The sequence below is a fragment of the Variovorax sp. J22R115 genome (assembly GCF_030317005.1).
Lineage (GTDB): Bacteria > Pseudomonadota > Gammaproteobacteria > Burkholderiales > Burkholderiaceae_C > Variovorax.
Genome location: NZ_JASZYM010000025.1, coordinates 44565 through 56903, shown reverse-complemented (window position 1 = coordinate 56903; position 12339 = coordinate 44565). Strand labels below are relative to the sequence as shown.

Genomic DNA, 12339 nt, shown 5'->3' with positions numbered 1-12339 from the left:
TAATCGTTTCATCGATAGCTTCCTTCAGCACGAACAGGTGGTTGCCGCGTCCACGGCGCATGCCTCGCCCTGGCAGCAGTTCTCGGCGAGATAGCCCAGCAACGCATTCATTCGGTCGAACGAGGCCCGATAGATGAGCTTGCGGCCTTGGCGCTCCTGGCTTACCAGGCCTGCGTTCATCAGCTCTTTAAGATGGAAAGACAGCGTTGCGGGCGGGATGCCGGATCCCTCAGCCATCACGCCGGGTGTCATGCCTTGGTGGCCGGCGATCACCAGAGCACGGAATACCCTCAGGCGAGCGCCTTGAGCCAATGCAGCAAGCGATCGAACAGCATCATTTTCTTCCATATTTCCATCATACTGGAAATATAGAGGTGATCAAGAGCGAGCCGGTTTCGACAGATTTACAAGGGCGAGAGGCCAGGGGATCTGCCCATCCAGCAGCCCATGAAAATCGATCTGGTCATCAATCGAATGACCGCGGATGCGTCGGGGCTAGCGATTCCGCACGAGCTCCGGGTGCAGGCAGCGTCTCTACATGCCCCCAGCGAGCCACTGACATGGGCTTCTCATGAAAGTCTGACTGCCCAAGGTGTTCGGGCACTAGCTCTCAAAGAAGACGTCAAGCGTCGGAAATCGGTCCGTACCTTCGATGCAGTCCAAGAGATACACCGCAAAACCCAGGTCCCCCGTCCACAACGAATAGCGCAATTGGCCAAACTGGGCGAGGTCGCGTTCAGTCTGGTGGATACCGTGCATGGCGAAAGCCCGAGCCCGTTCCAGCCACATGCTTCCGCCAAAACGCCGATACAGCTTCAAGAATGCGTAGCCGTTGCCCCCGGTGCCATGGCACAAGTTAGACCCCTTGCGCAGTGGACCCGCGCTCCAAGTGGTCTCCCCGCCAGCCACAAGCAGGTCATCGAGGCTATCCGACGGGAAGTCCGCGAGACAAATCACGAATCCCGGTGCACCGTGGCAAAACTGGACAAGACCGGGCGACTCGCTGAGGGGTGAGCCGTCGAGTCTCGCGCGCCAGTTTGCTCTACCCCGGTCGCACTCGACCGTCTGGCGTACGGTGTTGGCGATGCACTCCTGCCATTCGGACCAAGCCGCAGGAGTGAGGAGATGTCGTCCATTGATAAGAACGGCAGCCGTTGCCACGAACCCGTGAATCGCATCCAAGAATGTGTAGGTCTTGCCATACAAGTCCTGCGTCCAGTAGTGACAGCCATGTTCTACTGACCAGTGAAGCTGCGACCAAAGCTGCTGGGCCGTCGTACGGTAGAGCTCCGACCAGACGGCATCGCCCGTCTGCTGATGCAGGAACAGGGAGGCCAAGAGTGTGCCTGGCGCACCCCACATCAGTTCTCGCGCGGGATGGTCGCGCGTCGCCTCCACAAGTTTGATGAGTTCGGAGCATGTCTCGCTAGAAGGTGCATGCCACTGCTGTAGCAGCTGAATGCCCGTGTCTCCCATGAGGTAGCTGCCAAATGGCTTCCCGGCCTCGTGGCCCATTTGCTTTCGATTGGGCTCGAGGAGCGATTTCACGTAGGGGGCGTAGTCTCTCTTCAGGCGGCAGGCGCCCCGAACCTCCAAATAGCGAAGGGCCCACAACACGCCGCATGCACCCCAGTAAAGCATGTAAGAAGGCGCGCACTCTGAACTGTCGTTGGGGTGGGTCGGCCAGAGCAGTTCTGGGGAGAACCGAGCGTCCGCGTCGTCAACAATTTGCTCAATCTTCCTACGAGCAATTGCTTCGTCCCAGGCGTCGGGGACAAGCGGTTCGTGACGGTCCGAGTTGAAAAGCATTGCGGCCATGAACACAGTCTACAAAGGAGCCAGACCAGAGTGAAGTCGTACGCCTGCCCACGAGCAGCACGCTTTCGGCTTGCGAAGCGCGTGCGCACTGACCACGCTGCGGTCAACAATCTCGTGCCGCAAGAGCCCTCACAGCCTCCCGAAGTTGAACGCCCGCTTCGGGGAAATCCGTACAGCCGCAATGGGGCCTTTGCGGAAGTGGCGGCCTTGGGAAAACGGATGTTCGAAGCGACTTGGCGGCTTCGTTCCCTATACGGAAGTTGCGGCTTCAAGACACCTGCCACCAACAACCCGAGCTGCGTCTCGAACGTCATCTCGATTCCCGCCCCGCCGGCTACGGCGGCCTGATGCCAGCGCTAACGCGAAGGCCCGTTCGCGCAGGTTTGCGAGCGAGCAGCTTCCGGTGGCTGCGCGAAACTGGCAATAAGGTCGAATTTCCGCTACAGGCGCGAACACTCGCAGCCACGACCGGCTAGAGTCGGGCCACAACCGGACCTCTCTTGATGAACTCCTTGACGACATTCGACATGTCGAATCTCCTGGAGCCCTGCACCGGAGGGAGTCGGCTAGCGCCTTTCTCGCATTGACCAAGGCATGCAACCGTCATTGGAGCGAGAATTGCGAAATGGCTACTGCAAGGTCCTTCGAGACCACCGACTACAAGCTCTTCCCCTCGCCACGTAACGTGCACCGGGTAGTGTTCGAACACCAAGTGTTCGTGCCGCAGCCATACGCGCTTATCGACCTCCCGAGTTATGGCCTGAGGGGCCGCTACAGCCTATTCGCCGCCTGCCGACTCTCTGACGGCAAGATGGGCCAACTCGTGACCCTGGAACAGGCGGATGACGTTGCGAAGTTCAAGGCGAAGTTCGTTCCGGATTAGCCCTCCCGAAGACGGTCAGCGCCGACCTGCCCCGCGAACTGCGGCCTCTTTGCCAACGTTGGCGCAAGACCTGAACAAGTCGGTATCCATTTGGATCGCCCGGAGCGACGTTCCTGGCGCCGCTATCTCTTCAATGTCGTTGCCAGGCACCCGGCCGCGAGTTCGCCGAAGGTTCGAGTTCAGTCTGACCCGACATTGGCTGCGCGACCTTCTTCGCATCGTGATGCGTTCCTCCAGTGGCCGCCACACCGGCTGGTAGACACCGCCTGCCGGCGCCTAGTCGACGTGTCGCTGCGAGCCAAGGAACAAGGGCAAGTTCATCGGACAGAAGACCCCCGTCAGGCCGGCTGATACTGCCGCCGCGCGCAGCCGCTTTTGGATCGCGTCCCAGCATTCGGCATGACCCACGTACTGAATGGCAACGTCGTAGTGCTGGCTCCAGAAGAACGGGCTGATGTCAAAAGGTTGGCGCCGCCCAAGCATGTTCAGCGCGGCAACCTGGCTCTGTCGCTGCGCGACGGAGTGGACCAACCTCGTTGACGAACATGGCCTTCTCATGCAGGACCGGGCGCAAGTCGTGCTTTTGGAGCAGTTTGTGGAGCGAGGCGTCCCAAGGTGCTGATAGAAGTTCATCGGAAAGTCGGGGACCAACTGCCCATTGACGAGGTCATCCCCTTTCTCCAAAGCCAGGTCGGTCGCAGCAACATCCGAATCGCGAATCGTGAGTTCACGGCCGGTCGCGATGCAGAGCGGATGTGACAGACTCTCGGTCCATCTCAAGTCGGCACAAGGATTTTCATGAGAATTCGTCGATTCGGTGTCGGTGATGAACCTGCGCTGCTCCGCGTTCGTTTCACGGCCATCCATGAGATTGCCTCCCGTGATTTCACACCTGAACAAAGTGAGGGTTGGGGTCCCGAGGACCTCGATAGTGAGCTGTGGGCACGTTGAGGCTGGCCGAGGAACTTCCCGAAGTGTTCGAGCGCTTCGGCCGCGTGTCGGCCCGCCCCATGTTCGGAGGCCACGGCATCTTCCACGAGGGGCGCATGTTCGGCCTAGTGAGCGGCGAGCGCCTGTACCTCAAGACCGACGAGGAGAGCCGGGCTCAGTTCGAGGCGAAAGGGCTCGCACCCTTCGAGTACATGCGCTCGGGCAAGCTGACACCGACCTCGTACGTAGAAGCGCCGCCCGAAATCTACGAAGACCGCGAAGAAGCGGCACGCTGGGCCTGCCTGGCCTGGGAGGCCGTCCTGCGGAAGGCCGGCGCGGCCGCGCGGCGGAAGCCGGCTGCCAGGAAGATGGCGGCGAAGAAGGCCGCTACGAAGAAGCGCTGACCCGCTCTACCTGCTGCTCAGTTGCTCAGGGCAAAACTGGCCATCTCCGGTCAGTTACCGCGCCAGCATGCATCTAAGGCCGCCGGGTTTGAACAGCACCTGCAACCAGGGTGCAATGGCCTTGCGCCATGCGTGCTTCACTTGCCAAACAACTTGGCCACGCGTTGCCACGTGCGCAGCATGAAGCCTGCGCGTTCCACATCGGCCTGCGCGATCAGCGGCGCTTCTCCCACCGGCTTGCCGTTTGAACTCGCGACCACCTTCCCGATCACCGCACCCTTTGCCACCGGTGCCTCCAGGTCAGGCTTGACCTGCACCGAAGTCTGCACTTGCTGGCCGCGCGGCACGGTCACCGTCCATGGCGATCCCAGAGCCGCAGCAACAGTATCAGCCTTGCCAAAGTTGACCTTGGCCGTCGTGACGACCGTGTTCGGCTGAATGGGAGTGGCCTTCTCGAAGTTGCCGAAGCCCCACCCGAGCAACGTACGCGTCTGGTCGGCACGGGCCTGCGCGCTGTTGGTGTTGAGGATCACCGTGATCAGGCGCATCCCGTTGCGTTTGGACGAAGTGACGAGACAGTAGCCGGCCTCCTGGGTGTGGCCGGTCTTCAATCCGTCAACCGTTGGATCGGTATAGAGCAGGGCATTGCGATTTCCCTGCTTGATGCCGTTGTACTTGAATTCGCGCTCGGCGTAGATCGGGTAGTAGTCGGAACTGTCGCGGATGATCGCACGCGCCAGGATCGCGAGGTCCCGCGCAGACGCCTTGTGCTCCGGGTCGGGCAGGCCCGTCGCGTTCACAAAATTCGTGTGCGTCATCCCGAGGCGCTTGGCTTCGGCATTCATGAGCTTGGCGAAGCCCTCTTCGGAGCCGGCCATATGCTCGGCGATTGCCTTGGACGCGTCGTTGCCCGACTGGATGATGATGCCGCGCAGGATGTCGACCACCGTGGCCTGGCTGTTCAGCGGCAGGTACATGCATGACTCAGTGCTCGAGCCGCGGCACCAGGCAGTCTGACTGACCGAAACAAGGTCGTCCTTCTTGAGCTTGCCCGAGCGAAGTGCCTGTTCGACCAGGAAACTGGTCATCATCTTGGTCAGTGACGCCGGCGGCAGCGGTTCGTCGGGGTTGGCCGAGGCGAGCACCTCGCCAGAGTCGAAGTCCATCAGCAACCATGCCTTGGCGGCGATCGCCGGGGTCCCGCCGGCAACAGCGGTCTGTCCAGCTAACGGCGTGGGGGCAGGCGCGTCGGGCGTGGGCTTCTTTTGGGTTGCATGCTTGGTGGCGTGGGAGGCCGCAAAGGACACCGAATTGGGAACCAGAGCGCCCGCGGCAATTGCGAAGACGACCGGAAGGATGGAGAAAGTGTTGAGTTGCATGGGCTTCAAGAGGCAGAACGGAAATTGTGGCGGATCAAGCGCCGATCTTGATCGTGCATAGAAGATCGAAAATCGCAACGCAAGTTCAGCCAACCAAGTTCCAAAAGTAATGCACAGATAGGATCGGGCCTTTGCCCCGAGGGGCACAGGCCCACGAAATCTGTACCTTCGCTTGCGCAATCGCGAAGGAGGATGATAGAAAAGACTGGGGCTGCGGCGGGAGGCCGCACACAGGCCACTCGGGTCGCCAACGCCTCGCCCCATTGACCCATCGAGCCGATAGCCAGCACCATCGGCGTGGTCGCTCTGGGCGAGAACGCCACGCTTCGCAACTTCGGAACGCTCGCGACGAACGGGTTCAACGCGCTGAGCTTTGTCGCCGTCGGAGCCAACAACGTCCTGCACAACGAGTTCGGGGGGACGATCACCATCTCGGGCGACCTCGCCGCCGGCATGCTGGCCTCTAACAGCAAAGGCAACAGCCTGATCAATGCAGGGCGCATCACGCTGAACACTCTTCAGGGCGGCGGCCTGTTCGAGCAGGCCAGCAATCGATCGGTCGTGACGAACACCGCTACCGGCGTGATCGAGTTGAACTTGGACTAGGCCTTCGGGATGTCCGCCACCAACGGCACCGGACACGCGCCCCGCAACGACGGCACCATCGAGGCGGCTGCCGTCGATGTTCGCATTCCGCGAGGTGCCAGACGCCGGCGGTCTCATGTCGTACGGGCGGAAAATCTCCGGTATGTGGCGTCAATCAGCCAAGCAAATTGCGCGCATTCTGCGGGGCGAAAAGGCTGGAGATCTTCCGATAGAGCAGCCGACACTTTTCAAGTTGGTGATCAATCGCAAGTCGGCGAACGATCTCGGGGTCATCATCCCGCATTCCTTGCTCCGGCGGGCCGACGCTGTGGTGGACTGAGCGGCCCACGTGGAGCTTGCCGGGAATGTCCTCAATGGCGGGCGAAGACGACCGCGAGGGTGCCGATCACGCGGTAAGCGGAGCGAGCCCAGCCTCCTGCCGCTCCTTGCGCGTCGCCCAGAAGAGCTCGTGGAAGTAAAACGCCACGGTGTTCACGCATGGCTCGATGAGCGCCACCGCACCTGACACGAGCCAGTCACCGGTCAACAGATACGTCACTGCGAAGGTAGGCCGCAATGGCGCGAGCCCGGACTGCAACTTTTCGCCAACTACTGGGCTGGCTGTGTCTCCGGAAACTTCCATTTCCCGTTGAGAATTTCTGCCCTGGGCCGATACAGTGTGCTTCTCAAAAAAGCCCTTGGCGTTGTAGGCGCTGCGCAAAGGCGACTACCGGTTCAGACTTCGGGCCATCAGGCGAAAAAGTGGATACGGAGCCGGAAAATAAAAAGCCCGCTACTGTTTTTGTAGCAGGCTTTCTAGTGCTGGCGCGTGGTTTCTGGTAGGACGTACTGGATTCGAACCAGTGACCAACGGATTAAAAGTCCGCTGCTCTACCAACTGAGCTAACGTCCCAATACCAATTTCTTTGACCTGATCTTCACCGGCATTGAATCCGGCAAAGCCTGAGATTATAGCGTGGCTTCTCGGGCAATCCTGTCGAGAATCCAGCCTGCAGCACATTGTCCGAAGGTGGCGGTCACGCTCACCACGGATCCGTAGCCGTGGCAGTTGAGCGAGCCATCGCCCTCCACTGCGCATGAAGCGTCGGGTGGCGCGACGCTTTCGCGGCTGAAGACGCAGTTCACGCCGATCTTGCGGCCCTCGCGCGGAGCGCCATGCTCCTTGCGCAGACGCTGGCGAAGCTGTGCAAGCAAGGGATCGTGGGTGACCAGTGCGAGGTCATCGATGTCGACCTTGTGCGCCAGGCGCTTGCCGCCCGCCGCCCCCACCGTGATGAAGCCGGCACCTGCCTCGCGTGCCCATGCAGCCATGGCCACCTTGGCGCGCACCTGGTCGCAAGCATCGATGACCGCAGTAGCCGGGCCGTTCGCTGCTTGTGCCGTGGCAAGCAGCTGGTGCCAATTGCCCGGCTCCACGAACTCGTCGAGCGCAAGCACCTTGCAGGCGGGATTGATCTGCGCGATCCGGTCGCGCATCGCCTCGACCTTGGCTTGACCCACGGTGGCATCCAGCGCATGGATCTGCCGGTTGATGTTGGATTCAGCGATGTGATCGAGATCGACCAGTGTCAGTCGCCCCACTCCGCTTCGCGCCAGCGCTTCGACGGCCCACGAGCCGACGCCGCCGATGCCAGCGACCAGCACGTGCGCATCGCGAATGGCCGCCGCCCCTGCCACGCCGTAGAGACGCTCAAGCCCGCCGAAGCGGCGGGCCAGATCGGCGTCGTCCGTCTTGGCGACGGGAGAAACAACAGTGCTCGACAAGATCCAGCCGACGTTAGCGAAGGCGCGAGAGGCGCTCGCGCCCTGCCTGTGCAGCTTCCGACTGCGGATAGGCCTTGGTCAGATCTTCCAGCGTGCGGCGCGCCGCACGCGTGTCCTTCAGTTCGATCTGGCAGTTGGCGATGGACAACACGGCTTCAGGCGCCTTCGCGTGATCAGGTGCCAGCGACAGCATGGACCTGAAGTTGGCGATAGCCTCGTTGTAGTTGCGTGTCGCGTACTGCGCATTGCCGAGCCAGAACAGCGCGGACGCGTTGTAGCCGCTTTGCGGATAACGTTTGACGAACTCGGCAAACGCCGTCTGCGCCTGCGCGAACTGGCCAGCCCTGAAGATGCCCAATGCCGCATCGAAGTCGGCCTTCTCGCGCGGATCGGCCGTGAACTCGCGACCATCGACGGCCACCTTCGAGGGCTCGTTCTTCTTGAGCTTGTCGTCGACTTCCGTCTGACGCTGCTGCATTTCAGTCAGCGTTCGCGTGAGTTGTTCGTTCTGTCCGGTCATGCGCGCCAATTCGCCGCGCATCTGCTCGATCTGGTTTTGCAGATCGAGCAGGCTGCGGCGCAATTGGGCGTTTTCGTCGTTCTGCCGTTGCTCACTCTGCAAGCGCATGGCTTCGACGCGCTGCCGCAGGTCGAGGATGGCGCGACGCGCCTCATCGTCCTCGAACAGCGCAGCCTGCGCACCGAGAGAGGCGCACATCAAAGCGGCTGCGAGGGCAGCCCCTCGCAATGAAACACCGCGCATGATCAACGGTAGGTGATTTCAGCGCGACGGTTTTGCGCCCAGGCATCCTCACCCGAGCCTTGGGCCGCCGGCTTTTCCTTGCCGAAGCTCACAGCTTCGATCTGGCTGTCGGAAACACCCAGGAGCACCAGCGAGCGACGCACGGCTTCGGAACGTTTCTGGCCCAGCGCCAGGTTGTATTCGCGACCACCGCGTTCGTCGGTGTGCCCTTCGATGGAGATGCGACGATTCGGGTTCGCCTTGAGGAAGCGCGCATGGCCGTCAATGAGTTGCTGGAACTCAGGCTTGACGGTGTAGCTGTCGAAGTCGAAGTAGATGATTCGTGCAACGCCGACCGGGCCCTGCGCGGTCTGCGCATTCGGGTCGATGCTGACCGGTGCGACGCCACTGGCCGCCCCACCCGAGCCCTGCCCTGCATTGCGGTCGACCACCGGCGTGTCGTTGAGCTTCGTGCCCGACGAGCAACCCGCAATCAGCGCCACGATGGCCAACGAATAAATCGTACGTTTCAACATTTTCGAACTCCTCAAGTTAATCATTGCTTTTGAAACGGACCCCAGTCCGGTTCGCGGATGTCTCCGGCCTGTCCCGCCAGGCGAGCTTTTATTTTTCCGTCCAGCGTCGTGGTCATCAGCGCTTCGCGGCCTTGCAGCCGTGTGGCGTAGACGACGAGCTTGCTGTTCGGCGCGAAACTGGGACGCTCATCGGCGGTCGTGTCGGTGATTGCCTGCACGTTGCCCGTCGCCAATTCCATCACGTGGAGTTTGAACCCGCCCCCCACGCGCGAGATGTAGGCCAACCACCGGCCATCGCCGCTGATTGCCGGAGAAATGTTGTAGGTGCCGCTGAAAGTCACCCGAGTCGGGTTGCCGCCGCTGGCGCCCATCTTGTAGATCTGCGGAGCACCGCCGCGATCACTCACAAAGTAGATCGAGCTGCCGTCCGCCGAATACACCTGATCGGTGTCGATGCTGGGGCTTTGCGTGAGGCGTCTCGGTTCGCCGCCGCTCGACGGGATGGTGTAGATCTGCGAGACGCCGTCGCGGCTCAAGGTGACGGCGAGCGTGCTGCCATCGGGCGACCACGCCGGCGCGCTATTGTTGCCCTTGAAGTTGGCGACGAGGCGCCGCTGACCGCTGGCCACGTTGTGCACGTACACCACCGGCTTGCGAGATTCGAAGGATACGTACGCGAGTTGAGTACCGTTGGGCGACCAGCGCGGGGAAATGATCGGCTCCGGGCTGGCCAGCGCGGCTTGGGCGTTCTCGCCGTCTGCGTCGGCCACCCACAGCGTGTGGCGGCTACCGCCCTTGGTGATATAGGCGATGCGTGTCGAGAAGATGCCCTTCTCGCCGGTCAGCTTTTCATAGACATAGTCCGCGATCCGGTGCGACGCAAGGCGTAGGTCTCCCTGCGGCACGGTATAGCTCTGGCCACCGAGGTCCTGACCGCGCACCACATCCCAGAGACGGAAGCGCACGTCGTAGCGGCCATCGGCGAGTTTGTTGACGCTGCCCACGACCAACGAGTCAGCCGTGCGCTGACGCCACAGGCTCAGGTCGGGACGGGAACTTTCATCCAGGGACTGCCCGGAGGCATCGACGCCGCGGAACTGCCCGCTGCGCTCGAGGTCGGCCTGGACGATCGCGGAAATCTTCTGCGGCGAACCGTCCTCCCCCTTGAACGGGGCGAGCGCGATCGGCAACTGCGTCACGCCAACACCCGACACCTCGACCCGAAACTGGGCGAATGAAGGCAGTACTGGGGAGGCGGCAAGGGCCGCAATCAAGGCGCGGCGAGCGAAGAACGATGAAGAAGGGGCTGGGGGAAAGTCTTGCAACGGCTTTTTCATGCAGTTCGGAGAGGGTTCCGAGGATTTAGTTTCTTGTCTCGGACGGAAAGATCTCACATGGTACACATTGCAATGGTCACGGCGTCACAAAACGTGTATGAATTCGCCCCGGTCCTACACAAGACGCGCCCGTAGAATGCGCCGCCATGCAGCCCTCCCCCGTCGCCGAAGTAGCGCGCCCCCCGTTGACGCGACGACTCGCGCGCCTGATGACCTGGTTTGGTGGCTCGCGCCGCTGGTGGTCTGTCGGATTCTTCACCGCTCTCATTGCCGCCCTGACCGAGCCGCTGATGCCTGCGCTTGTGAAACCGCTGCTCGATCGCGGGTTCACGCGCGGGCAACTCGCGTTGTGGATCGTCCCCGTGGCGATGATCCTGCTCTTCGCAGTGCGTGGGCTCGCACAGTTCATTTCGCAATATGCACTCGCGCGAATAGCCAACGAGGGCATGCAGCGGCTTCGGCGCATGCTGTTCCAGAAACTCCTTGCAGCCGAACTTGCCCTGTTCTCGCGGCAGTCGGCCAGCACGCTGTCGAACACGGTTGTGTATGAAGTACAGACCGGCGGCATGCTGCTGGTTCAAGCTCTGCTGGGCCTTTCGCGCGACGGCTTGACGCTGATTGCGCTGCTGTTCTATCTGCTCTATCTGAACTGGAAGCTCACGCTGATCGTCGGCGTGCTTGTGCCCGGCGTCGGCTGGATCATGAAGGTGCTGTCCAAGCGGCTCTATCACTTGACCCGGCTCGGCCAGATCGCCACAGATGAACTCGCTTACGTGGTCGAGGAGAACGTCCTGGCGCACCGGGTGGTCAGGCTGCACAACGCCGAGGCAAGCCAGACCGACCGCTTCGAGCGCCTGAGCCACAGTCTCAACCGACTGGCGGTCAAGTCGACCATCGCGTCGGCTGCAATGACACCGCTCACGCAGCTGCTTGCCGCCGTCGCGCTGTCGGTGGTGGTCGTGATTGCGCTCTGGCAGAGCAACGAGCAGGGGCTGACTGTCGGTGGCTTCGTCGCCTACATCGCGGCGATGCTGATGTTGATCGCGCCGATCCGCAGGCTCGCCGACATGGCGAACCCGATCACGCGCGGACTTGCGGCACTCGAGCGCGGGCTCGAACTGGTCGACAGCGTCGGCGCCGAACCCCAGGGCCGCTACGAGGCGCAACGCGCCGAGGGTCGCATCGAGTTGCGCAAGGTGCGCGTCAACTACCGCGGCGAGGACGAGGCGCGCGCGCTCGACGACGTCGATCTGACGATCGATCCCGGCGAGACCGTCGCCTTCGTCGGCCCGTCCGGATCGGGCAAGACCACGCTGGTCAACCTGCTGCCGCGTTTCGTGCTGCCGAGTGCAGGCCAGGTGCTGCTCGATGGCCACGACATCGGCCAATGGCAACTCAAGAGCCTGCGTGCGCAGTTCGCGATGGTGAGCCAGGACGTCGTGATGCTCAACGACACCCTGGCGGCCAACGTTGCGCTCGGCGCAGAGATCGATCGAGACCGCGTCGACGAATGCGTCGCGGCCGCCAACCTGACGGTGCATGTCGACAGCCTGCCGAACGGCATCGATACAGTGCTCGGCCACAACGCGACCCAGCTCTCGGGCGGCCAGCGCCAGCGCCTCGCGATCGCGCGGGCCCTTTACAAGAACGCGCCGATCCTGCTGCTGGATGAGGCGACTTCGGCGCTCGATACCGAATCCGAACGACTCGTGCAGGAGGCCCTGCAGCGCCTGATGCAAGGCCGCACGACCTTGATCGTCGCCCATCGCCTGTCGACGATTCAGCACGCGGATCGCATCGTCGTCATGGACCACGGCCGCATTGCCGAGCAAGGCAGCCATGCCCAGTTGATGGCGTTGGACGGCCTCTATGCCCGACTTCAAAACCTCGCAGTACGAGGCGCACAACCCGGTCAGGACCCAACGCTGTAGGCAGAGCGC

General features: G+C 62.0%; 12 protein-coding genes, 1 tRNA gene and 1 pseudogene. 4 read left to right on the top strand and 10 right to left on the bottom strand.

Going from position 1 to position 12339, the window contains the following annotated elements; all coding sequences use genetic code 11:
- Positions 1-24: 24 nt before the first annotated feature.
- Both QTI04_RS31235 and QTI04_RS31230 read right to left on the bottom strand, forming a co-directional pair.
- Complete coding sequence (locus QTI04_RS31235) at positions 25-348, bottom strand: helix-turn-helix transcriptional regulator (RefSeq protein ID WP_286598861.1); 324 nt, start codon at positions 346-348, stop codon at positions 25-27.
- 255 nt (positions 349-603) lie between these two features.
- On the bottom strand, positions 604-1818 hold the full coding sequence (locus QTI04_RS31230) for a LanC-like protein (RefSeq protein WP_286598862.1): 1215 nt from the start codon (positions 1816-1818) through the stop codon (positions 604-606).
- Between the two features lie 625 nt (positions 1819-2443).
- On the opposite strand from QTI04_RS31230, the gene QTI04_RS31225 reads away from it, so the two are divergent.
- The gene (locus QTI04_RS31225) at positions 2444-2701 is read left to right on the top strand and encodes a hypothetical protein (RefSeq protein ID WP_286598864.1); all 258 of its coding nucleotides are present in this window, start codon (positions 2444-2446) and stop codon (positions 2699-2701) included.
- 276 nt (positions 2702-2977) lie between these two features.
- On the opposite strand, the gene QTI04_RS31220 is transcribed toward QTI04_RS31225, so the two are convergent.
- Entirely contained in the window at positions 2978-3568 is a 591-nt protein-coding gene (locus QTI04_RS31220) for a hypothetical protein (protein WP_286619087.1), read from the bottom strand.
- A gap of 71 nt (positions 3569-3639) precedes the next feature.
- Between QTI04_RS31220 and QTI04_RS31215 the strand changes: the two genes are divergently transcribed.
- Positions 3640-4035 (top strand): TfoX/Sxy family protein, encoded by a 396-nt coding sequence (locus QTI04_RS31215; RefSeq protein WP_286598865.1) that lies wholly within the window; start codon positions 3640-3642, stop codon positions 4033-4035.
- A gap of 137 nt (positions 4036-4172) precedes the next feature.
- Here the strand turns inward: QTI04_RS31215 and QTI04_RS31210 are convergent, their stop codons facing one another.
- Entirely contained in the window at positions 4173-6056 is a 1884-nt protein-coding gene (locus tag QTI04_RS31210) for a D-alanyl-D-alanine carboxypeptidase family protein (protein WP_286619069.1), read from the bottom strand.
- Positions 6057-6084: 28 nt separating this feature from the next.
- On the opposite strand from QTI04_RS31210, the pseudogene QTI04_RS31205 reads away from it, so the two are divergent.
- Positions 6085-6339, top strand: a pseudogene (locus QTI04_RS31205) (ABC transporter substrate binding protein); the annotation flags it as partial.
- A gap of 66 nt (positions 6340-6405) precedes the next feature.
- Here the strand turns inward: QTI04_RS31205 and QTI04_RS34215 are convergent.
- From QTI04_RS34215 to tolB, 6 genes are all read right to left on the bottom strand, one after another.
- Positions 6406-6720 (bottom strand): DUF2061 domain-containing protein, encoded by a 315-nt coding sequence (locus QTI04_RS34215; RefSeq protein WP_336621918.1) that lies wholly within the window; start codon positions 6718-6720, stop codon positions 6406-6408.
- Positions 6721-6836: 116 nt separating this feature from the next.
- Positions 6837-6912: transfer RNA gene (locus tag QTI04_RS31195), tRNA-Lys, on the bottom strand.
- Between the two features lie 56 nt (positions 6913-6968).
- A complete protein-coding gene (locus tag QTI04_RS31190; protein WP_286598873.1) occupies positions 6969-7784 on the bottom strand; it encodes a tRNA threonylcarbamoyladenosine dehydratase in 816 nt (271 codons plus the stop codon).
- A 13-nt stretch (positions 7785-7797) separates the two neighbouring features.
- A complete protein-coding gene (ybgF, locus tag QTI04_RS31185; RefSeq protein ID WP_286598874.1) occupies positions 7798-8547 on the bottom strand; it encodes a tol-pal system protein YbgF in 750 nt (249 codons plus the stop codon).
- 2 nt (positions 8548-8549) lie between these two features.
- Positions 8550-9062: a peptidoglycan-associated lipoprotein Pal gene (gene pal, locus QTI04_RS31180; protein WP_286598876.1), complete on the bottom strand. Its 513-nt coding sequence runs from the start codon at positions 9060-9062 to the stop codon at positions 8550-8552.
- 20 nt (positions 9063-9082) lie between these two features.
- Positions 9083-10336 carry a Tol-Pal system beta propeller repeat protein TolB gene (gene tolB / locus QTI04_RS31175; RefSeq protein ID WP_286599282.1) on the bottom strand — a complete coding sequence of 418 codons (1254 nt, stop codon included), beginning with the start codon at positions 10334-10336 and terminating at the stop codon, positions 9083-9085.
- Positions 10337-10545: 209 nt separating this feature from the next.
- Here tolB and msbA point away from each other — a divergent pair, with 209 nt between their 5' ends.
- Positions 10546-12330, top strand: a complete 1785-nt coding sequence (msbA, locus tag QTI04_RS31170; RefSeq protein ID WP_286619067.1) for a lipid A export permease/ATP-binding protein MsbA — start codon at positions 10546-10548, stop codon at positions 12328-12330.
- Positions 12331-12339 lie beyond the last annotated feature (9 nt).

What these genes read in the sequence shown, in the direction of transcription:
- ybgF (WP_286598874.1), bottom strand. Translation starts at nt 8,547, where the DNA reads ATGCGCGGTGTTTCATTGCGAGGGGCTGCCCTCGCAGCCGCTTTGATG.
- QTI04_RS31220 (WP_286619087.1), bottom strand. Translation starts at nt 3,568, where the DNA reads ATGGATGGCCGTGAAACGAACGCGGAGCAGCGCAGGTTCATCACCGAC.
- QTI04_RS31235 (WP_286598861.1), bottom strand. Translation starts at nt 348, where the DNA reads ATGGAAGAAAATGATGCTGTTCGATCGCTTGCTGCATTGGCTCAAGGC.
- msbA (WP_286619067.1), top strand. Translation starts at nt 10,546, where the DNA reads ATGCAGCCCTCCCCCGTCGCCGAAGTAGCGCGCCCCCCGTTGACGCGA.
- QTI04_RS31225 (WP_286598864.1), top strand. Translation starts at nt 2,444, where the DNA reads ATGGCTACTGCAAGGTCCTTCGAGACCACCGACTACAAGCTCTTCCCC.
- QTI04_RS31230 (WP_286598862.1), bottom strand. Translation starts at nt 1,818, where the DNA reads ATGGCCGCAATGCTTTTCAACTCGGACCGTCACGAACCGCTTGTCCCC.
- pal (WP_286598876.1), bottom strand. Translation starts at nt 9,062, where the DNA reads ATGTTGAAACGTACGATTTATTCGTTGGCCATCGTGGCGCTGATTGCG.